This window comes from Trinickia sp. HAY1-2D, assembly GCF_056754935.1.
Window position 1 is genome coordinate 535904 of the sequence record NZ_JBPGWX010000001.1, and the last position, 19938, is coordinate 555841.

At 62.2% G+C, this 19938-nt stretch carries 18 protein-coding genes; 6 read left to right on the top strand and 12 right to left on the bottom strand.

The genetic code is table 11. The features are described from left to right. Window positions 1-72 precede the first annotated feature (72 nt). The 3 genes from ACR9ZC_RS02355 (at window position 73) to ACR9ZC_RS02365 (ending at window position 4092) form a co-directional block, all read left to right on the top strand. A complete protein-coding gene (locus tag ACR9ZC_RS02355; RefSeq protein WP_481578961.1) occupies window positions 73-999 on the top strand; it encodes a LysR family transcriptional regulator in 927 nt (308 codons plus the stop codon). A 90-nt stretch (window positions 1000-1089) separates the two neighbouring features. Beyond that, window positions 1090-2619 (top strand): amidase, encoded by a 1530-nt coding sequence (locus tag ACR9ZC_RS02360; protein WP_481578962.1) that lies wholly within the window; start codon window positions 1090-1092, stop codon window positions 2617-2619. A gap of 789 nt (window positions 2620-3408) precedes the next feature. After that, complete coding sequence (locus ACR9ZC_RS02365; protein ID WP_481578963.1) at window positions 3409-4092, top strand: hypothetical protein; 684 nt, start codon at window positions 3409-3411, stop codon at window positions 4090-4092. 159 nt (window positions 4093-4251) lie between these two features. Here ACR9ZC_RS02365 and ACR9ZC_RS02370 read toward each other — a convergent pair whose 3' ends face one another. The 4 genes from ACR9ZC_RS02370 to ACR9ZC_RS02385 are packed head-to-tail and all read right to left on the bottom strand — an operon-like array spanning window position 4252 to window position 8409. Beyond that, window positions 4252-4986 (bottom strand): TonB family protein, encoded by a 735-nt coding sequence (locus ACR9ZC_RS02370; RefSeq protein WP_481578964.1) that lies wholly within the window; start codon window positions 4984-4986, stop codon window positions 4252-4254. Beyond that, window positions 4979-5377: an ExbD/TolR family protein gene (locus ACR9ZC_RS02375; protein ID WP_440561211.1), complete on the bottom strand. Its 399-nt coding sequence runs from the start codon at window positions 5375-5377 to the stop codon at window positions 4979-4981. The genes ACR9ZC_RS02370 and ACR9ZC_RS02375 overlap by 8 nt, the downstream gene beginning before the upstream one ends. Continuing rightward, complete coding sequence (locus ACR9ZC_RS02380) at window positions 5374-6021, bottom strand: MotA/TolQ/ExbB proton channel family protein (protein ID WP_481578965.1); 648 nt, start codon at window positions 6019-6021, stop codon at window positions 5374-5376. Before ACR9ZC_RS02380 ends, ACR9ZC_RS02375 begins: the two co-directional genes overlap by 4 nt. A 33-nt stretch (window positions 6022-6054) precedes the next feature. Then, entirely contained in the window at window positions 6055-8409 is a 2355-nt protein-coding gene (locus ACR9ZC_RS02385) for a TonB-dependent receptor (RefSeq protein ID WP_481578966.1), read from the bottom strand. Between the two features lie 268 nt (window positions 8410-8677). Between ACR9ZC_RS02385 and ACR9ZC_RS02390 the strand changes: the two genes are divergently transcribed. After that, the gene (locus tag ACR9ZC_RS02390) at window positions 8678-9214 is read left to right on the top strand and encodes a cytochrome b (protein WP_481578967.1); all 537 of its coding nucleotides are present in this window, start codon (window positions 8678-8680) and stop codon (window positions 9212-9214) included. A gap of 162 nt (window positions 9215-9376) precedes the next feature. Here ACR9ZC_RS02390 and ACR9ZC_RS02395 read toward each other — a convergent pair whose 3' ends face one another. From ACR9ZC_RS02395 to ACR9ZC_RS02405, 3 genes are all read right to left on the bottom strand, one after another. Further along, entirely contained in the window at window positions 9377-9532 is a 156-nt protein-coding gene (locus ACR9ZC_RS02395) for a hypothetical protein (protein WP_440561218.1), read from the bottom strand. A 64-nt stretch (window positions 9533-9596) separates the two neighbouring features. After that, window positions 9597-10763 (bottom strand): DUF4382 domain-containing protein, encoded by a 1167-nt coding sequence (locus ACR9ZC_RS02400; protein WP_481578968.1) that lies wholly within the window; start codon window positions 10761-10763, stop codon window positions 9597-9599. A gap of 94 nt (window positions 10764-10857) precedes the next feature. Continuing rightward, entirely contained in the window at window positions 10858-11616 is a 759-nt protein-coding gene (locus tag ACR9ZC_RS02405; protein ID WP_481578969.1) for a helix-turn-helix domain-containing protein, read from the bottom strand. On the opposite strand from ACR9ZC_RS02405, the gene ACR9ZC_RS02410 reads away from it, so the two are divergent. Next, window positions 11615-12250: a peroxiredoxin-like family protein gene (locus ACR9ZC_RS02410; protein WP_481578970.1), complete on the top strand. Its 636-nt coding sequence runs from the start codon at window positions 11615-11617 to the stop codon at window positions 12248-12250. The two genes, ACR9ZC_RS02405 and ACR9ZC_RS02410, sit on opposite strands and share 2 nt — an antisense overlap. A gap of 10 nt (window positions 12251-12260) precedes the next feature. On the opposite strand, the gene ACR9ZC_RS02415 is transcribed toward ACR9ZC_RS02410, so the two are convergent. Further along, the gene (locus ACR9ZC_RS02415; protein ID WP_481578971.1) at window positions 12261-14336 is read right to left on the bottom strand and encodes an NAD(+) synthase; all 2076 of its coding nucleotides are present in this window, start codon (window positions 14334-14336) and stop codon (window positions 12261-12263) included. Between the two features lie 253 nt (window positions 14337-14589). Between ACR9ZC_RS02415 and ACR9ZC_RS02420 the strand changes: the two genes are divergently transcribed. Further along, complete coding sequence (locus ACR9ZC_RS02420) at window positions 14590-15177, top strand: TMEM175 family protein (RefSeq protein ID WP_440560321.1); 588 nt, start codon at window positions 14590-14592, stop codon at window positions 15175-15177. A 27-nt stretch (window positions 15178-15204) separates the two neighbouring features. On the opposite strand, the gene araH is transcribed toward ACR9ZC_RS02420, so the two are convergent. The 4 genes from araH to ACR9ZC_RS02440 form a co-directional block, all read right to left on the bottom strand. Further along, complete coding sequence (gene araH / locus ACR9ZC_RS02425; RefSeq protein WP_481578972.1) at window positions 15205-16227, bottom strand: L-arabinose ABC transporter permease AraH; 1023 nt, start codon at window positions 16225-16227, stop codon at window positions 15205-15207. A gap of 84 nt (window positions 16228-16311) precedes the next feature. Then, on the bottom strand, window positions 16312-17859 hold the full coding sequence (araG, locus tag ACR9ZC_RS02430) for an L-arabinose ABC transporter ATP-binding protein AraG (RefSeq protein WP_481578973.1): 1548 nt from the start codon (window positions 17857-17859) through the stop codon (window positions 16312-16314). Between the two features lie 4 nt (window positions 17860-17863). Further along, window positions 17864-18868: an arabinose ABC transporter substrate-binding protein gene (locus ACR9ZC_RS02435; RefSeq protein WP_331569430.1), complete on the bottom strand. Its 1005-nt coding sequence runs from the start codon at window positions 18866-18868 to the stop codon at window positions 17864-17866. Window positions 18869-18991: 123 nt separating this feature from the next. Beyond that, complete coding sequence (locus tag ACR9ZC_RS02440) at window positions 18992-19921, bottom strand: Gfo/Idh/MocA family protein (RefSeq protein ID WP_481578974.1); 930 nt, start codon at window positions 19919-19921, stop codon at window positions 18992-18994. Window positions 19922-19938 lie beyond the last annotated feature (17 nt).

The window sequence follows — 19938 nt, forward strand, 5'->3', positions numbered from 1 at the left end:
GCGCCGCGGAAAATTGGACCGTGGTGTATGGCGCTATGATGTCGCGACTTACTCCGTCGCGCGCTTCGCACCATGAATGCCAGAATTCTGCAGGAGGCGGCCGTCCGCTATTTCCTCGAAGTCGTCAACACGGGTTCGATCAGCGACGCCGCAAGCCGGCTTCACGTTGTGCCGTCGGCAATCAGCCGGCAGATTGGCCGGCTGGAGAGCGAACTCAACGTGACGCTGTTCGAGCGGTGCTCGCGCGGCATGGTGCCGAGCAAGGCGGGTGCGGTGCTCGCCGCGTACGCGCGCCGCTCGCTGCTCGACGCCGAACAGGTCAGCGCGGAGATCGAGGCGTTGCGCTGCGATGCGGCCTTCACGATCCGCATTGCCTGCACGGAGGGTTTCGTAGCCGACTTCCTGCCGCAAGCCATGGCCGATTTCAGATGCCATGAGCCGCGAGTCCAATTCGAGTTGAGCGTCGATTCCGCCGCTGGCGTGACACAACGCGTGCGCCAGGCCGATGCCGACATCGGTTTCACGTTCAGCCTGGGCCCCAGCGCCGATATCGAGGCGGTGTATTCGATGCCCTCGCCGGTGCTCGCGGTGGTTGGTTCGGCGCATCCGCTGGCGAGCGCCGAGCGCGTCTCGTTTCGCGAATTGCTCGCCTATCCGCTTGCCATTCCAGCCGCGAATTCGACGTTGCGCAAGCTCATCGATATCTATTGCTCCCGCGAGGGTGTCGCTTGTAAAAGCGTGCTCATGAGCGAGACGCTCGAAGCGCTGTTGCGCTTCACGGCAGCAAGCGACGCCATCACCTTTTGCGGCGAACTCGTCATTCGCACGCGGCTCGCCGAGGGCAGACTCATCGCGCTGCCGGTGCCGGAACTCAACGTCAGCGATCGATCGATCGAGGTGCAAACACTCGCGCGTCGTCAGATCCCGCCACTGATGCGCGGCTTTCTGGATTTGATCTGCCGCGCGTTGCCGCCGTCGGGCGCGCTTGTCCAAAAGTGACGGGTGCGTTCGATATTCGTCACTGGCCCGGGTTCGGCGCTTGCGCTACATTCGCAACGAATGCCGAAATTTGTCAGGACGTCAGTGCTCATGTCGAATCGAAACGAATGGACCCGTTATAGCGCAGTGGCGCTTGCCGCGTTATTGGACGCGCGCGAGGTATCCGCTCTCGAGTTGCTCGAGGCATGTCTCGAGCGCATCGAGATGTTCAATCCCAAGGTGAACGCTTTTACCGCGACTTCGTTCGATCGTGCGCGGCGTGAAGCGCGCGAGGCCGACGCCGCTTTCGCCAGGGGAGAGCGCAAGGGCATCCTCCAGGGCTTGCCGATCGGCATCAAGGATCTGGAAGAAACCGAGGGGCTTCTGACGACCTATGGCTCGCCGCGTTTTCGCAACTACATTCCCGATGCCGATAATGTGCTCGTGAGACGGTTGAGGCAGGCCGGCGCGATTGTAGTGGGCAAGACCAATGTGCCGGAGCTCGGTGCCGGTGCCAACACGTTCAATCCGGTATGGGGCGCGACCGGCAACCCGTTCAACCCGTTGCTGAACGCGGGGGGCTCGTCGGGCGGGTCGGCGGCCGCGCTGGCGCTCGACATGGTGCCGCTCGCGAGCGGCTCGGATACGGGCGGCTCGCTGCGTATACCCGCGGCCAAGTGCGGCGTGGTCGGTTTGCGTACCTCGCCTGGACTCGTGCCGAGCGATCGAAAGCCGCTTGGATGGACGCCGCTTTCGGTGGTCGGACCGATGGGGCGAACAGTCGAAGATGCTCGTCTGCAATTGCTGGCCACATTGGGCGCCTCCGATACGGATCCGCTCAGCTACGCGATGCCGGCCGCGGCGGGAGCTCGGCAGTGGGCCGATCTGTCCCGGCTGCGAGTGGGTTACACCGAGGACTTCGGCGCGTGCGAGGTGGACCCCGGAATTCGCGCGGTGTTTCGCGAGCGCGTTGCGGCGCTGAAGCACAATTTTGCCTTGTGCGAGCCGCTCGATTTCGATTTTGCGGACGCGCACCGGTGCTTCGATGTATTGCGGGCTGAAGCCTTCGTCGCCGGACTTCAAGAGGCCTACGAAAGCGACCCCGATTCGCTCGGTCCCAACCCGCGCGCCAATTACGAAATGGGCATGCGCCTCTCGCTCACGGATTGTGTCTGGGCGCATGCCGTTCAAACGCGGCTGTTTCGGGCTTTCCAGCGTCTTTTCGATCGATACGATGTGATTCTCGCGCCGACTACCCCCGTGTCGCCATTCCCTTGGCGCGAGCCTTATGCGGCATCGATCAACGGCGTTGCGCTGGACCATTACTATCGTTGGCTGGCGCTGACTTACGTCGTCACGCTGGTCACGAATCCGGCGCTCGCTTTGCCGTGCGGCGTCGATCACGCAGGCATGCCGTTCGGCCTTCAGGTAATCGGGCCGTTCCGCGGCGACTTCGAATTGCTGGACATGGCTCGCGCGTTGGAAGCGGTCTGTCAATCGTCCCCATTGACGCGCCGGCCGGTGCCCGATGTCGCGCGGCTTTGCGAGACCAGCGTCGATCTCAAAGCGATCGTGACGCATCCCCCTTTGATCGATTCCGATCCCGTTCCGAATTCGGCGGTCGCGCGTCCAGCGGTCTGATATTCCCCCGGAAACAGGGCGGCGCGACAACGTTCCATCGCGCTCGAGGCGGCAGACATCGTGAACGGCTTGAAAACAATTACATGCCTAAAATCAGCGCCGGTTACCGCTTAAAACGCCTGTTTATGGCAAATCGGGAATTCTTAAAAATTGTTAAATTAGAAGCCGCCGGATTTTATCCGCTTTAAACGGGGTGGGACCGAGCGATCAGTCGCAAACGGCGTGCACTGGTTGGATTTTAGAAATATTTTGGAATTTACGAGCCATCGGCTTTTCTATCTCCGCATTTATTACATGTTCATCGCTTGACACGGATTGACCTGTTCATTAGATTATGCGTGACGCTCGATTAAACACTCACTCCCTGACTTGCGTCAGGGATGCGTCTCGATTTAATTTTGCGTTCAACATAAAAAAATCCGAGGGCCATTGCCGTGACGACCGTTTGGGACGTCAAAGGGCGGGCCGGTTTTAGAGGTACCCGTGACAGCACACCGCTATCGGACGCACTCGATGCGGCGCGAAGCTGTCCATCCGCTTGGAGACTTCTCATGCACACGCCGCTCCGTCATATCCGACATCACGATCCGTAAGCCGTTCGGCTCCTTGTCCATCGATAGATTGCACACGAACCATTCGCTTGCCGAAGTCGTCGCAGGACTGTCCTGTGCGACGTGTCGGTCAAGGCGGCGGAGCGCTCGTGCATGCGGTCGGAAACGTCCGGCGTCGAGCAGTCACGCCGGAGGCGCAAACTCGCTGCGTTGAAACCATCGGTTTGCCGAAATTAAAATGCTTCAGGCACTAAATGGAGCTGAAATGGATATCGTTTTTTCGCGCGGGGACGCGACGCGGATAATCGAAACAGAAAAAGACGAGACGGTCCGCTATGGCGACCCTGTCGTGTTCCGGAGTTGCGCGAGCCCTACGCCGGTATTTTTAGCGGTCATTCGTCAACCGGACAGCAAGCGCCGTCCGGCTATCCTGCACACGGAGATAGCAGCACCCGGAAAACACGAGGACGCCGACTATATTTGGAGCTTCGTACCTACAGCCGGATCGAAAAAACGATGTGGGGATCCGGTGTCGTTTGCCGACCGCGTCCGAATTCAACTATTCGATTATGTCGGCCAGTATCGTGTTCTTGCAACGAGCGATGCCGCGGAACAGTTCGTGAGAGCGGAAAGGACGCCGGTTGGGCACGACGTGTCGACCTGGTCGGTCGCCTGTGCGGCGCGCTTGAGGCTCGAACCGGGTGGACGGGCGCTGCCGGACGGCGAGTTCCAACCTGTCATGGCGTACGGGACCAACGCCTACACGTCGTTTCTCAACGCAGGTCATTACCTGTGCGGCAGGCACGATCCACGGGGCGGAACGGGAATCGTGACGGGAGTGGCTCCCGATCTTCCTGCTACCGGCATGAGCGTGTGGTGGCGCGTTTATCGGAGCGTGTCCGATGTTCCCATCGTAACTTGATGTCGCATGGGAGAACGGAACTTCCTTGCATCGTCGCGGCGAAGCGCCGGTTGCCGCGAAACGTCTTATTGGGCCGTCGACCGGCGGCACCCGAGAAGGTGCCGGTCGGTCCGTTTCCTCGAGACGCCTCTAGCTGATCGTTAGATGGTGTAGGTCGTGTCAGCTTACGTTGAAATGCACTCGCACGTCGCGCTGACTATCGACTGGATGGCCGTTTTCCATCGCTGGAAAGAAGCGCCATTCGTGAAGCGCTTCGAGCAGGATTTGATTGAGGCGCGGATTCGACGTCGGCTTCACCAGCTGGACTTCCGTGGTGCCGTCCGCGTGAATGGCGAAGCGCGCTACCGCTTCGGCGCGGTAAGCGTCCGCGCGCAGATCGTCAGGCAGCAACGGCAGCGGCTGGGAAAGCAGCCGCGCCTGCGCGGCGCCAACCGATGAGGAAGCCGGCGAGGCGTTCGCGGCACTCGGTCGCACGGATTCAGGCCGAACGGCGCCCCCATCGGCGGAGGGTGCCTCGCGGGCCGGCTCGGCGGACGGCTCGACGCGGGGCGGCGGTGCGCTTCGTTGCTGCTCGCTCTGTCGCTGCGTGGGCTTGGCCGCTTCATGGCGGATAAGCGGCTGCGCTGCACGGCTTCGCCGTTCCGATACTGCATGCCGCATCGGCTCCGGTTGAGTTCGTGCGGCAATCTGAGCTGCAGGCACGCGCGGCGTAATCTCGACCAGCTTCATATCGATCGTTTCCGGCACGGGCCGCGGCCGGTCGTCCTGGGCGAAAAGCCGTGCGAAATGCGCGAGAACCCCTGCCCATGCCATCGTTGCGACCACGCACGCGAACGCGAGGCGAACTTTCGGAGCATCCGCCGCAGTCAACAGGCGCTGCCAACCGCTACTCACGATGTACAGCCACCAGGAAGTGCGCGGCACCCGCGCGCCGAGCCGCGAGCATCGCCTGCACGACGACGCCGTGTGCGGCGCCGTCATCGGCGGCTACGAGGATGTTCCCGTCGCGCGGCAAGTGACGCGCTACCGCTTGCGTCACTTGATCGAGCCGCACGGACTGCCGGTCGATGAAAATCTGATTCGTGCGCGTGACGCTGAGCGTCAACGGTTCGTCGCGGTCCACGCGTTCGGCCATGCCTTGGGGCAGACTCACACGCACCGCGTCGAGCCGCTGCATCGCAAGCGACGTCAGCATGAATGTCGCGAGCAGGAAGAACATCACGTCGATCATGGGGATGATTTCGATGCGGCCACGCCGGGCCGGGCGAGCACGGCGAAGCTTCATGATGCGGTGCCGTCCCGCTCGATGCGTAGGTCTGCCAGCCACCCGTTCGCGAACGATTCGAGTTCGTCCATCAGCGCATCGATACGACGCGAGAAGAAGTTGAACGCGAACAACGCGACGAGGGCGATCACGATTCCGATCGCCGTCGCGATGAGCGCTTGCGCGACGCCACCGGTGATGCCGGCCGGATTCACGAGCCCGGTGCCGATCAGCTTGAACGACTGCATCATTCCGACGATCGTGCCGAGGAGTCCGACGAGCGGAGCCGCCGTTACGATCGTTTCGAGGAGCCACAGTCCGCGGCCGATGTCGCGCTGGATTTGCACGGCCACGGCATCGATCTTCGTTTCGATCCGCCACAGCGGCGCGCTGCGCTCGTCGAATAGGCGCCCCACGCGGTGGAACGCGTGTTGCGACGGCAATCGCTCGAGCGCCGCAAAGCGTTCCTGCGCCGCGACTTCACCGGCGTCATACCCGGCTTGCCCGATCGCATCGGCCAATCCCACCGGCACGCGAGCGAAGCGCCAGAAGGCGTATGCGCGATCGAGCACGATTGCCAGCGCCGCAACGGCCAACACCGTCAGCGGATACACGGCCCAGCCGCACAGCCGTACGGCCTCGGCCAAGTTGATCCATTCGCTCAAGCTGTTCTCCTTTCCATCGATGTGCGCGGAGCGTCAAAACATCTTCGACAGGCCTGCGTAGATCGCGCGCTGCGGGCCGAACTGCGGCGCCTGCACTCCGATGCCCGAGCCGCTGCGCAATTGATAGACACGATTGAACGCATTGACGAGTACAAGACGCGCCGAGAATTTGCCGATGTACGGCTCGTTGAAGCGCTCGATCGCGCCGAGATCGAGCTGTGCGTAAAACGGCTCTTTGTCCGTGTTCGCGAAGCCGCTGCGCAAGCCGCTGCCGACGATCCCGTCGGCGCTCAGCGTTGTGTTGCCGAACGTGTAAGCGCCGCCGAACGAGGCCGTCAAGCGCTGATCGTGGTCGAGAAACACCCAGTTGCCGGCGATATAACCGAGCTCGTCGGGCCCGAAATTGAACTGCGCCGATTGAACATTCTTGCCCTGCGCGCGGCTGTAGGCGATGTTCAGATAGGCCGAGACGTTGTCCTTCTTGTAGCTCGCCGTGACTTCGGCGCCGTACACGCGGCCGTACCGATAATTGAACGGCGTGAAGATCAGTGCGGTACCGAACTGACCCTCGTCGAGCAAGTCATGTGCGATCTTGTAGTACGCATCGAGACCGATCGTCAGGTTTTGGGTGAGCTTCTGCTCGATACCGGCGTCGAAATAGTGAGCGCGCTCGGGTTTCACCGGATCGTTTTGCGTCCCGGCGCTCTGATTGGTCGTGCCGTTGAAGAGGTCGATCGTCGATGGCGACACCAGCTCGAACGACGGCGGCGTGAAGTAGCGTGCGTAGCCGGCGTGCAGCGTCGTCGCGTTGGTGGGTTGATAGACCAGGCCGATGCGCGGGCTCAATTGGCTCGCGTCAACGTACTGGTTCAGCTTGTCGTAGCGCATGCCGTAATTCAGCGTCAGCTTGTCGGTGAGCTTCCACTCGTCTTGCAGATAAGCGCTATACAGGTATCCGCTTTTGCTGCTCGAATCGTTGATGCCGAACGGTACATCCGAGGTCTGGTTGCCGTTCGCGTCGACCGGAAAGACCGATACGCTGTGGTTGAAGTCCGCATGCTCCTGCTGGACCATCACGCCCGCGCGCACAGTATGTTTGTCGTTGAGCCGATAGACGAAATCGGTCTGCAGGCCGTTCGTCTGATCGCTATGGAAGTCCGATGACGCCACGCCGTTGAACGACAGGTCGCCGATCGGATCGGGGTTGAACTGCGTGCGCGAATAGCGCGTGGATAGGGCGATCTGATAGTCGAGCTTGCCGCCATTCGTGCCCTGCAACGCTATTACCGCGAAGTTGTTGAGCTCCGACTGCGTCTCGTTCAGGTTCGTGGAGTCAAACGACGAGACACCTTGCAGCGAGTACTGAATCGGCAGGCCAGCCGTGTTCGGCAGTTGGAACCAGTTGGTCGACGTGCCGAACATCACGCTCACGCGTGTGAGCGGATTGACGATGTAAGACATGTACCCGAAACCGTTGCTTCGTTGCGTGTGATCGAGTGGCGGACTGCCGCTCGCGGTCGGCGACTCGATGCCGAGGTTATTCACGCCGTGCGAGCCGGAAAAGTAGTAGGTGAGCGGTCCCTGCGAGCCGAACACGTCGGCGCTTTGCTGGAGCGTCTGGTGGCTGCCGCCATAGACGTCGATCGATCCCCCTTGCCCGAGGTCGCCCGCCTTCGTCTTGATGTCGACGATACCCGCCGTTCGATAGCCGTACTCCGCGGGCAACGCGCCCGTCACCAGATTGAGTTGGCCGACGATGCGCGAATCGAACGACTGGCCGAAGCCGCTGATCGGCTCCGGAATGAGGATGCCGTTGATACGGTACTGCAGATCCGCGTGATCGCCGCGCACGTGAAGCTGCCCGTAGGAATCGTTGGCGACACCGGGCATTTGCAGCAGAACCTCATTGAGTGGCGTGTTCTGGCCTTGCGGCATGGCGTCGATGTCTGCCTGCGTCACGCGGTAGACGCTCGCGCCGATATCGGGCTGAAAGCCGTTGCGCGCGCGATCGAGCCGCTGCGCATCGATATTCACGTCGAGCGCGCCGCCCTTTTCGAGCGCGATATCGATCTCGAGCGGCTTGCCCGCTTCGATCGTTTCGATGCGCGTGTTGCTGCTGAAATTTTTCGCATCGATGCTCAGCGCGTACGTACCGGACGCGAGGCGACCCACTTCGAACCCCCCGTCAGGACCTGTTTGAGCGTGAGCGATGGTGTTGCCGGCGGCGTCCTGAACAAGCACGTCGGCATGTTCCAGCGCGTGGCCGTGCCGGTCTGTGACGACGCCGTGCAAAGCCGGAGCATTGGGGACGGCAAGTGCGGAGAGCGGAATGCTCAAGGCAATGTGCAGACAGCCCGCACGCCCGATCAGTTTTCTGTGTTTCGTCATTTTTTTCGTTCGAAAGCGGAATCCGCTTGCCGGAAGCGTCTTCACACGGATCAGCACGGAACAGCGGCGAATTGACGGTGTTCCTCGTAAGCTGCCAGCGCCCATCGTTAAGTGGTGAAACGATATAACGTATCACCACGGAATGAGATGATATAACGTATCACACTCGGTTCGCAAGATGCGATCCAGTTGGCGATACGCACCTCTAAGCCCCGGCTAAGGTCCGCTTGGCAAGATGCATTCGTTCCAGGCCTTTCAAGGGGTAACGATGTCCGCCATCGAGCAACATGCCGACGAGACTTACGGGTTCGTCGCGCGCCTTCTTCACTGGCTGGTGGTCGCTCTGGTCGCCGCGCAATTCGTTCTTGGCTGGACGATGCCCGAAGTGCACCGGGATACGCAACCGGTCGGCCTCATTGCGTGGCATCTCGCGCTCGGTGCGGCATTGATCGCAGCCATGGCGGTGCGCATTCTCTGGCGGCTGACGCACCGGCCGCCCCCGAGCGACCTGCCACCGCTGCTCAGTACCGTTTCGCGCGTCACACACTTCGTGCTTTACGCGGCGCTGATCGCAGTTCCCGTGCTTGGCTGGGCCAACGCGTCGTCGCGAGGCTGGTCCGTGAAGCTCCTCGGGGCGCTGCCATTGCCGGCGCTCGCAGCTTCGGGTTCGACCGTGGGGCATGCGATGGGCGACATCCACAGCGCGCTCGCCTGGGTGTTGCTCGTGCTTATCGGCATGCACGTCGGCGCCGCGCTCTTGCATCGCTTCGTGTTCAAGGACAACGTATTGCGACGGATGATGTGATGCTCGGCCAGCCGGCCGGAGCACCAGCTTCGTTCGACCAGGGCGCCGAACCTATCCGGGGCAGAAACAGGAATTACAGATCATTACAAAGCGGCGGAGTTTCGGATCGCGCGGTAAAAAAACGGGCGTTTGCCGCGCCCGTTTTCGTCCGATCGTTGCCGATCAGCAATTGCCTTTCTTCGCCTGGCCCGGTGGGCAGAAACCATTGCCGGGGCCGCCTTGCGGGCGCACTACGACGCCGGGCTGATCGGGTACATAGACAGCGCATCCGCTGAGTACGCCGGCAGCAATAGTCAGGACCACCATCATTTTTTTCATCCGAGAATCCCCGCTATGAGCATAGGGAGGGGCATTCGCCCCTCCGGTGTTTGAATGCAATGTGTCAGAAGCTGAAATTGACGGTCTGGCTGCCGCTCGAGACATTGACGGCGCTCGACTGCGTCGCACCCGAGGCAGCATCCGCCTCGATCGTATATTGACCGGCCGACGTAGTCGCGGCAGTCAGGGAGATCGGCAACGTATTGCTGTAAGCGCCGACCAACGGCGGATTGACCGGCAACGTCATGGTGTACGCTCCCGTCGTCAGATTGGCGTTGGCCGAGGCGATTTCGTAAGTGCCGGAGGTCGTCGTTTGCAGCGCGCGCAGGCTCGCGTCCGCGGACGCGGTGACCGTGCCGCTGACCGTGTTCATCGTGGACGCCGGCAACGAGATGGGCTGAGCGGCAGTCGATACGTGCGTCGTCGCGCCAACGACGACCGGCACCGACGTAATGACGCCGCTCGACACGCCGCTTTGCGCGATCACGACGTCGTAGCTGCCGTTGCTTGCGCTCGCGACGAGCGGGGCGAAAGTGAAATGCCCGGTGCTGTCGGCAACGGTACCGCTGATGACTTTGCCGTTTTGCTCCGCATAGACAGTCGCGCCGGCTTCGGCCGGTGCGACGAAGCCGTCGATCGTACCGCTTACCGTCGTGGGGGTGGCTGTAATGACCGGCTTGAGCGCATAGCCGCCGTTGCCCTGCTGGACCACGGACTTGCACGCGTTGAAGTCGAGCACGAGGTCCACCGTGCTGTTGGGGTCAACGGTAAACGGGCGAATGATTTTCAACCCGCTTTGCGTCGCGCTCGGTGTGGCGAGCGCGACTTCGGTCGTCGTGCCCGAAACGACAACCGAGTTGGCCAATGCGTTGCCCTGGTTCGAAGCGAGCACGAGGCGCACCTGCTGATATTGGCCAGCCGGCAACGTGGTTTGGCCTAGCGTCGTCAACACGCCGTTCGTGAGCGTCAGCAGATCGATCTTCTGCGGCGTCGCAAGCGTGATGTCGCTCCAGCCCCCGTCGTTATCGCCCGCCGCCGAACTCATGTTGACGCGGACCTGATTCACGGTCACATAGACATGATCGAAGCCGCATGCCGGTGCATCGGTCATGTGAACGGCCAAGGTACCCGTTGGCGTGCCGCCGCCTCCTCCGCCGCCGCAGGCGCCAAGTAGGATCGCCGTGCAGGCAAGCGCCGCACCTGAGAGCAGTTTTTGTAGATTAGGGCTCATGGTCACCACCTCTTCTTCGTCACTGGTGCGCGAAGCATATGCGTGAGGTGGTGCAAACTCTTTCTCTATTTGCAACAAACGGTAACTTCTCTCCTCAATTCAGGCGTGCCTGGACAGGCGGGTGTCCGAATCGGCGCGTGTACGCGCGGGAAAACGCGGCTGCGCTGCCAAACCCCACATGCGCGGCAATCGATTTGACACGGTCGCCACGGACGAGCGCCCGGCGCGCAAGCGCAAGGCGCCATTCCGTCAAGTAACTGCTAGGTGTGGTTCCCACGACTTCGCGGAACAGCTCCATGAACCGACTGCGCGAAACGCCGGCAATCGCGGCGAGATCCTCGATTCGCCATGCGTGCGAAGGTTGGTCGTGCATCGCAGCGAGCGCGCGATGCAGGGCGGGGTGGGACAGGCCGGCGAGCAGCCCCGGCTGCGTCGCACCAGCGTCGATCGTGCGCCGCAGCACCATGAGGACGATGACCTCGGCAAGCCGCTCCAGCGCCGTCTGCTTTCCGCACCGCACATCGAGCGCCTCGGCGGTGAATACGCTAGCGAGCGCGCGCAGATCGAGCGCGTCTTCGAGACCGATCTCGATACGCTCGGGCAGCGCGCTCAAAAGCGGGTTCAGCGGACCGCCGAAGCATAACGAAACAGCGGCGAGTACCTCGCTATCGGCCGCGGCGACGGGCGGACCGATCGTCAGAACGAGGCTGCGCGCCGCTTTCGCGGATCCTTTGACCATCAGCGTCGCGTCGCTTGCGCGGTCGTCGGGCGAGAACGCCCTCGCGGTGAAGTCGAAGGCGCGAAAAAACGCGGAAAGTCGGTCTGGCTTCGGGGATATCGGATTTTTAATCATGCAATTCGGACTCCTCATGATCGAGAGTATGGGAATCTTCACGCGTGCCGTCAATCACGGGTTGCCCGGCACATCGATGACCACGGAGGAAAGACAGATGTTGATACCCAGACAGGCCGCACCGGAACTCAGTGTCGCCACGCTCGGCGGCGGCAGATTCGATCTCGCGCACCAAACGCCCGATTATCTGACCTTGATTTGCTTTTATCGGGGCTTGCATTGCCCGATTTGCGCGATGTATCTCCGGGAGCTCGAGCGGCTGACACCCGAATTCGCTCAGCGCGGGGTGACGACTATCGCCATCAGCTCGGACGACGAAGCACGGGCACGAGAGATGGCGGTGAAGATCGGCGCCGATCGATTGACCGTGGGATATGGCTTGCCGCTCGAAAAAGCGCGCGAATGGGGCCTCTACATTTCCTCATCGCGCGGAAAGACGTCGATCGGCATCGAAGAGCCTGCGCTCTTTTCCGAGCCGGGCGTGTTTCTGATCAAGCCCAACAGGACGATTTACTACGCGTCGGTTCAATCGATGCCGTTCGTCCGGCCAAGCTTCGCCGAATTGCTGAAAGCCGTCGATTTCACGATCGAGCATGCATATCCGGCGCGCGGCGAGTACACGGGAGAGGTTTGACGAGCTTGTGTCAGGCGCGCTTGCCGTCCTCGGTGTCCGGTACGGTATCGAGGTCGGTCAGCCATGCGTTTGCGCTCGCGTCGCTCGGCGCGCGGTAGTCGCCGCGCGGCGAAAGCGAACCGCCCGAACCGACCTTCGGTCCGTTCGGCAGGCAACTGCGCTTGAACTGCTGTTGCTCGAAAAAGCGCCGCAGGAATACGGCCAGCCAGCGCTTGATGTCCGCGATGCCGTACTCGTGCCGCTTTTCGTCCGGCAGGTCCGGCCATGCCCCTTGCGTACGGTCGCGCCATGCGGTCCAGGCGAGAAACGCCACTTTCGAAGGGCGGTAGCCGAAACGCAGCAGATAGTAGAGGTTGAAGTCCTGCAACTCGTACGGGCCGACCGCTGCTTCGGTGAGCTGAATCGTCCCGTCCTCGCCCGGCGGAATCAGTTCGGGGCTGATATCGGTCTCGAGCACATCGCGCAAGACCGCGGCGGCGGGCGCATCGAGTCCGCTTTCATCTGCAGTCCACCGAATCAGATATTGGATCAGCGTTTTCGGCACGCTCGCGTTGACGCCATAGTGCGACATGTGATCGCCGACACCGTAGGTGCACCAGCCCAGCGCGAGTTCGCTGAGATCGCCCGTGCCGACTACGAGACCGCCATGCATGTTGGCGATGCGAAAGAGGTGACTCGTCCGCTCGCCCGCCTGCACGTTCTCGAACGTAATGTCATGAACCGCTTCGCCGCGAGCGAATGGGTGCCCCAGGTCTTGAAGCATCTGCATGCAGCTCGGGCGAATATCGATTTCGTTCGTTCGGCAGCCGAACGCGGCGACGAGGCGACGAGCCTGGCCGAGCGTACGTTCGCCGGTGCCGAAGCCGGGAAGAATACAGGCGATGATCGCGCTGCGCGGCAACTGCAGCCGATCGACGGCACGCACGCACACGAGCAACGCGAGTGTCGAATCGAGGCCTCCCGATATGCCGATGACGAGTGTCTTCGTTTTGGCGGCACGCATGCGCGTGACGAGACCTTGCACCTGGATATCGTAGATCTCGCGGCACCGTTCGCCGCGTCGTGCCGGATCCGCCGGCACATACGGGAAACGTTCGTAGCGGCGAGCGAGCGGCAGATGGATGCCGGTCGGCACGGCAGCCGGTACGTCGACAGTGCGGAACCGTGCTGTGGTGTCGCGGTGCAGACGGACCGAATCGCCGAACGTCGTTTGCCGCATCCGTTCCTCGACGAGTCGATCGAGGTCGATATCGGCGCAGATCAGTTGTGCCTTGTCGGCGAAGCGCTCGGTTTCGGCCAGTGCGTTGCCGTTTTCGTAGATCATTCCGTGGCCGTCCCACGCAAGATCCGTCGTGGATTCGCCGACGCCCGCGGCGCTATAGGCGTACGCTGCCAGGCAGCGAGCCGATTGACCGCTCGCGAGCAAGCGCCGGTAATCGGCCTTGCCGACCGTCACGTTCGACGCCGAAAGATTGAGCAGTACCGTTGCACCTGCCAGCGCGGCGAACGAGGAGGGCGGGATCGGTACCCAGAGGTCCTCGCAGATTTCGATGTGAAACGTGAAAAGCGGCTGCCCTTCGATCCGGAAGAGCAGATCGGGCGAGCAAGGAATACCGGTTTGTCCGACGAGATCGATCGACTCGCGGTGCAGGCAGGAGGCCTCGGCGAACTGCCGTCCTTCGTAGAATTCGCGGTAATTCGGCAGGTAGTTTTTCGGTACGATGCCGAGCAGACGGCCCCGATGCACGACGGCGCCGCAGTTGAACAGAAGGCCATCGATCACGAGCGGCAGACCGACGATCGCCGTCGTCGATAATTGACGCGACGCGGCGACGATATCGCTCAGCGCGCTCAGGCAGGCTTCGAGCAGCGCCTGTTGGTGAAACAGGTCGTCGCAGGCGTAACCGGACAAGCCGAGTTCGGGGAACAGCGTGACGAGCGCATGGCGGGCATCGGCCTCTTGCATCAGTGCGATCGTCTCGCGCGCGTTGACGGCAGGGTCCGCGACGCGCACGGGCGGAACGGCGACCGCGAGCCGCGCGAAGTTGTGTCGATAGAGGTTGAAAAAGGCCGGTACTTCGGTCATGGCGAATTCGTTCCTTACGGCGGCGGTATCGGCTGCTTGGCGGGTTCGCCGATATCGGATCGGGAATGGGGCTTCATCGAGCTCAATGTGCAATGTTACGCGATTCTGTCTGCTTGGCTCGGGCACTGCCGAAGCGGGAATCGCCCGCGGTAGGGGTTTGCGCGACGGCGGAGGGCATTTCAGGCCTGCGCCGTATTCGCGTAATATCGCATCGGCGTGAGAGGCCCGTCAGGACAAAGATATCGTCGAATCTATGGAAAAGAACCGGCTCGAAGCATTCAGCGATGGCGTGCTCGCCATCATCATCACGATCATGGTGCTCGAGCTCAAGGTACCGCATAGCGCCGAGCTTGCCGCGCTGGCTCCGCTATGGCCGACGGTGGCAAGCTACGTCCTCAGCTTCATCTACGTCGGCATTTACTGGAATAACCACCACCATATGTTTCAGGCCAGCCGCAGCGTCGATGCCAGCGTGCTCTGGTCGAATCTGCATCTGCTGTTCTGGCTGTCGCTGCTGCCCTTCGCAACCGGCTGGATGGGAGAGAACCACTTCGCCCGTTGGCCGACCGTCTGCTACGGGGTCGACCTTTTTGCCTGCGCGTCGGCGTATCACATCCTGCAAACGCGGCTCGTGCGGCACCACGGCGCCGAGAGCCGATTGGCGCAGGTGATCGGGCGGGACATGAAGGGCAAGGCGTCGGTTGTGCTCTACGCGCTCGGAATCGCGTTGGCGGCGGCCGATTTTCCGCGCGTGGGGGCACTTCTCTATGTCGCGGTCGCGCTCATGTGGTTCATTCCCGACCGACGCATGGAGCGGGCGATTCGGGCGCGCGAGAGCTGACGACTCGCCGCGCGCCGCACCGTGCGCTTAACGCACGCGCCGCGTACGGCGGTAGTGGTCGAACAGCACGGCAAGCAGCAGGATACCGCCGCGAATCAGATACTGGTAGAACGTCGGCACGTTCATGAGGCTCATCGCGTTTTGCACCGAGCCCATGATCAATACGCCGACCAGCACACCGGAGATCGTCGCCACGCCGCCCGTCAGCGAAACGCCGCCGAGCACGCAAGCGGAGATGACACCGAGTTCGAGACCCACCGAAGTCTTCGGATCGCCAAGACTCATCCGGGAGGCCAGCATGACACCGGCAAAGCCCGTGACGAGTCCTTGCAGCACGAACACCGCGACCTTGATGCGCGTGACGGGCAGGCCCGCGAGCGCCGCCGCCTCTGAGTTGCCGCCCACGGCCAGCACGTTCTTGCCGAATACCGTCTTTCTCAGCAAAAAGCCGAACACGATGAAGCCGACGATATTGCTCCAGATCGGATAGGAAATGCCCAGAAACGAGCCGCCGCCAAGATCGAAGAAGCTTTCTTCGGAAATCATGACCGCATCGCCGTTCGAAACGATATAAGCCAACCCGCGCACGACTTCCATCATGGCCAGCGTGACGATGAGCGAATTGATCTTGTAGCGCGCCACGAGCACGCCGTTGACGAGACCGACCGCGCCGCCCGCCAGCACGCCGACCGTGACGCCGAATACGACACTATGCGTGGCCGTGATCAGCATCGAGGCGACGACCCCGGAGAACGCGACGATCGAGGCGACTGAAAGGTCCACTTCGCCGAGCGCCAGTACGAACATCATCGTGACGGCGATGGAGCCGATGAGGGTGACCGAAAGCAGCAGCCCCTGCATGTTGCGGCTCGTCAGGAAGTCCGGTACCGCCAACGCCAGTACCGCGAACAGGATGACGAAGACCATGACGATGCCGGACTTGTTGGCCAGACGCCAGGCTCTCGTCCCGAAAGAAGGCGACTCGTGCGGGGCGGCTTGCGACGACAGGCCCGGCTCGGCGGCGGGGCGGATGCTCGGTGGTTGTTGCATGATGTCTCTCATTCGTGGGTGCCGCCCGGGCTGGATGCTCGGGCGCACGCCGGTTCGAAGCGATTGCTGTACGGTTATTGCGGGTTATTGCGGCAAAGCGAGCTTGATCAACTGATCGGGGGTAGCGTCCGCCTTAGGCAGATCGCCGACCACGCGGCCTTCCTTCATTACGATCACGCGATCGGCCACACCGATGACCTCGGCCAGGTCGCTCGAAACCATGAGCACCGTGCGGCCGGTCTCGGCCAGTTCATAGAGCAACTCGTAGATCTGCGCGCGGGCACCGACGTCGATACCGCGCGTCGGCTCGTCCATGACGAACACGTCGATCTTCTCGGCCAGCCAGCGCGACAGGATGACCTTTTGCTGATTGCCGCCCGAGAGCTTGCCGATCGGGGTATCGCCGTTACGTGTCTTGATCGACAGTTTGGCGATGTAATCGTCGGTGAGCTCGCGCTCGCGCCGCTCGTTCAGCATGAACCGGGCGATGTTGAAGTGCCGGCGCGCGCTGATGTTCAGGTTGTCCGCCACGGAGGCGATCGCCACGATCCCTTCTTGCTTGCGATCCTCGGGGCACAGCGCAATGCCCGCGCGCACCGCATCGCGCGGCGTCGAAAACGAAACGGGCTTGCCATTCAATTCGACATGACCGCCGCTCGGCTTGACGGCCCCGCACACGAGCTTCATGAGTTCGGAGCGTCCGGCGCCGACGAGACCGAAAAAGCCGACGATCTCGCCGCGGCGCGCCGAGAACGAAGCCGGCTCGGAAAGACCTGGCCCCATCAACCCCTTGGCCTCGATCATCACGTCGCCGCTCGGGCGCGGCCGGTAGCCGTAGACGTCGCGAATCGAGCGGCCGATCATGCAGCTGATCAGCCGATCGCGGTCGAGGCCTTCGACGGCATCGAATGTCTCGATCGAATGGCCGTCGCGGAAAACGGTGACGCGATCGCACAGCTCGTAGACTTCGTCCATGCGATGCGTCACATAGATGATGGCGCGACCCTCCGCGCGCAGCCCGTCGATGATCTGAAAGAGCTGTTTGGTTTCGCGCGAAGAAAGCGAGCTCGTCGGTTCGTCGAACGCGATCACGCGAGCGTCGCGCATCAGCGCCTTGCCGATCTCGATCATCTGACGCTGACCGATCGACAGATGCTTGACCTGCGTGTTCGGATCGATCCGTTCGCCGAGCCGCGCGAGCGTGTCGGTGGCGCGTGCCATGAGCGCACGCTCGTCGAGCACGCCCAGCCGGCTCGGCAACTGCCCGAGCATCAGGTTTTCCGCCACCGTCAATTCGGGCACCAGATGCAGTTCCTGGTAGATGATGGCGATGCCGGCATCGATGGCCGCCTTCGTGCCCGAGAAACGCTGCTCGACACCGCCCAAGCGTAACGTCCCGGCCTGCGGATCGTTCACACCCGAAAGAACCTTGAGCAGAGTCGATTTGCCCGCGCCGTTTTCCCCCATGAGCCCGTGAACTTCGCCCGAGCGCACGTTCAACGAAACGCGGTCGAGCGCGAGTACGCCAGGGAAGCTGACCGTGATGCCGTCGAGCTCCAGATAAGGGGAGGCGGCGTCGCCGGGCGCCCTTGCGGGCGCCGCGGCTTCGGCGATGTCGTTCGCGTTATGCATGCCTTTAGATCCCGAGTTCCTTGCGCACGTCTTGCCAGTTATCGCGCGTCATCAGCTTGCCCGTCGTCTGGGTGTCGGCCGGCGGCTGCTTGCCGTTCTTGATCCAGTTCACGAGGTTTTCGGTGCTGTCCTTGCCGTGGTTCGTCGAGCTGACGGCAATCGTGCCGTAAAAGCCCGTCGGTTCCTTCTTCTGGAACTCGGCGAACGCTTCGCCCGCACCGTTGATGCCCACGCCGATCACGTCCTTCGACGGAATATGCACCTGCTCGGTGGCGCGCACGCCGCCCAGCACCGTCTCTTCGTTCAGCGCGTAGATGACCCACTTCTTGATATTCGGATGCTTGGACAGCACCGGCGATGCCGCGTTGAAGCCGCCTTCGTCGTCGGTCGTCTTTTGCGGGGCGTCGAAGATGTTTTCCTTCTTGAAGCCGTTGTCGAGCAGCGTCTTCGTCGCGCCATCCGTGCGCAGCTTAGCCGTCGGCAGTTCATAGTCGGTGATGCGAATCGCGCCGACTTCCTCGGGTTTCCAGCCGCGCTTTTTCATCTCGTCCGAAATCGCCTGGCCGACCTGATTGCCGATCTTGAACGCCGACATGCCGAGGTGGGGCACATCCGCGAGCGGCTTGCCGGCCGAGTCGACGAGCTGATCGTCGACGGTCACGAACTTCATGCCGTACTTCTTGGCGCGGGCCTTGATGGCCGTGCCGAGGCGAACGTCCGGCGCGCAGATCACGAAACCCTTCGCGCCTTGTGCGCCGAGGTTGTCGATGGCGGCCAGTACTTTTTCACCATCGGGCGTGCCGATGTTCACCACCGAAAAGCCGTCTTGCTTGCCGAGCGCCGTGGCAGCCTTTTGTTCGTTGATGAACCATGCCTGCTCGGGCATCTTCACGAGAAAACCGATCTTGAGCGGCTCTTCCGCCTTGACTGCGCTTTGCATGGCGAACGGTGCGGCGAACGTCATCGCCACGGCGGCGCACAACGTGAAGCGGCGAAGCTTGCTGGTCATACTTGTCTCCTTGGTGTCGGTCTCGATAGACCGGTGGTGTGGTAATACGTCGATCAACGCCGCTTGTTGCGGCTTTCCTCAACTCGGTTCGTTGGTTTGGGATTCGGGTTGGCGTTCGTTTATTCAGTCGACGAACGGTTCGACCTCGCGACGCGTGCCGAGCAAGAACGCGTCGGCGACATGGCGTAGCGGACGCACATCGACATCCTCTTCGCCACGCTCGATCAATTGCCGCCAATGTGCGTAAAGCGACGGGTATTCGCGTTCGGGTCCGACGTCGACAGGCTTGCCGTCGATCTCGAGCGTTTTGCCGCCCGCGTCGATGCGCAATCGGCTGACGTTCGTGGTCACCGCAATCTGCCATTGCTCGGTCGCGCCATAGCGCCAGTCGAACTCAGCACGCACGGGCGCACCGTGCTCGTCGGCGAAGAGAAGGCTCGCCGCGATGGGCGTTTGCGTGTTTGACGGAAAGTGCAGCGTCGCGGCGTTGAGCACGATTTCGCGCGGCAAGATGCGCGTTACGATCGACAACGCGTTGATGCCCGGGTCGAATACGCCGAGGCCGCCGGGTTGCCAGATCCATTTTTGTCCAGGGTGCCATTTGCGTACGTCCTCTTTCCAGTTCACAACGACAGCCTGGATCTCGCGCGAGGCGAGCCACGCGCGCGCAGGCTCCACGGCCGGCGCGTGGCGCGAATGCCAGCTCGCGAACAGCGTGCGGCGGGCCTTGCGCGCCAGCTGGCGCAGCACCTCGATCTCGTGCAGGCTCGCGCCGGGCGGCTTTTCGAGCATGACGTGCTTGCCGGCTTCGAGCGCCGCGCGTGCCTGCGCAAAGCGCACCTGCGGCGGCGCGCACAGTGAAACCGCATCGAGATGCGGCTCGTGGGCCAGCATGTCCTCGATGGTCGAATAGTTGTGTACGCCTTCGACTTCGGCATGGCGGCTCGCGCAGGCCACGAGCTCGAAGCCGGCATCCGCGGCAATCGCCGGCAGATGCTGGTCGCGCGCGATCTTTCCGATGCCGACGAGGCCCAACTTCAGTGTGTGACTCATGAATCGTCTCGCCTGTT

Bases quoted from the DNA above. Each gene is read 5' to 3' on its own strand.
- ACR9ZC_RS02415 (WP_481578971.1), bottom strand. From the start codon at position 14,336: ATGACCGAAGTACCGGCCTTTTTCAACCTCTATCGACACAACTTCGCG.
- ACR9ZC_RS02435 (WP_331569430.1), bottom strand. From the start codon at position 18,868: ATGACCAGCAAGCTTCGCCGCTTCACGTTGTGCGCCGCCGTGGCGATG.
- ACR9ZC_RS02390 (WP_481578967.1), top strand. From the start codon at position 8,678: ATGTCCGCCATCGAGCAACATGCCGACGAGACTTACGGGTTCGTCGCG.
- ACR9ZC_RS02395 (WP_440561218.1), bottom strand. From the start codon at position 9,532: ATGAAAAAAATGATGGTGGTCCTGACTATTGCTGCCGGCGTACTCAGC.
- ACR9ZC_RS02365 (WP_481578963.1), top strand. From the start codon at position 3,409: ATGCTTCAGGCACTAAATGGAGCTGAAATGGATATCGTTTTTTCGCGC.
- ACR9ZC_RS02355 (WP_481578961.1), top strand. From the start codon at position 73: ATGAATGCCAGAATTCTGCAGGAGGCGGCCGTCCGCTATTTCCTCGAA.
- ACR9ZC_RS02400 (WP_481578968.1), bottom strand. From the start codon at position 10,763: ATGAGCCCTAATCTACAAAAACTGCTCTCAGGTGCGGCGCTTGCCTGC.
- ACR9ZC_RS02410 (WP_481578970.1), top strand. From the start codon at position 11,615: ATGCAATTCGGACTCCTCATGATCGAGAGTATGGGAATCTTCACGCGT.
- ACR9ZC_RS02405 (WP_481578969.1), bottom strand. From the start codon at position 11,616: ATGATTAAAAATCCGATATCCCCGAAGCCAGACCGACTTTCCGCGTTT.
- ACR9ZC_RS02420 (WP_440560321.1), top strand. From the start codon at position 14,590: ATGGAAAAGAACCGGCTCGAAGCATTCAGCGATGGCGTGCTCGCCATC.
- araH (WP_481578972.1), bottom strand. From the start codon at position 16,227: ATGCAACAACCACCGAGCATCCGCCCCGCCGCCGAGCCGGGCCTGTCG.
- araG (WP_481578973.1), bottom strand. From the start codon at position 17,859: ATGCATAACGCGAACGACATCGCCGAAGCCGCGGCGCCCGCAAGGGCG.
- ACR9ZC_RS02375 (WP_440561211.1), bottom strand. From the start codon at position 5,377: ATGAAGCTTCGCCGTGCTCGCCCGGCCCGGCGTGGCCGCATCGAAATC.
- ACR9ZC_RS02360 (WP_481578962.1), top strand. From the start codon at position 1,090: ATGTCGAATCGAAACGAATGGACCCGTTATAGCGCAGTGGCGCTTGCC.
- ACR9ZC_RS02440 (WP_481578974.1), bottom strand. From the start codon at position 19,921: ATGAGTCACACACTGAAGTTGGGCCTCGTCGGCATCGGAAAGATCGCG.
- ACR9ZC_RS02385 (WP_481578966.1), bottom strand. From the start codon at position 8,409: ATGACGAAACACAGAAAACTGATCGGGCGTGCGGGCTGTCTGCACATT.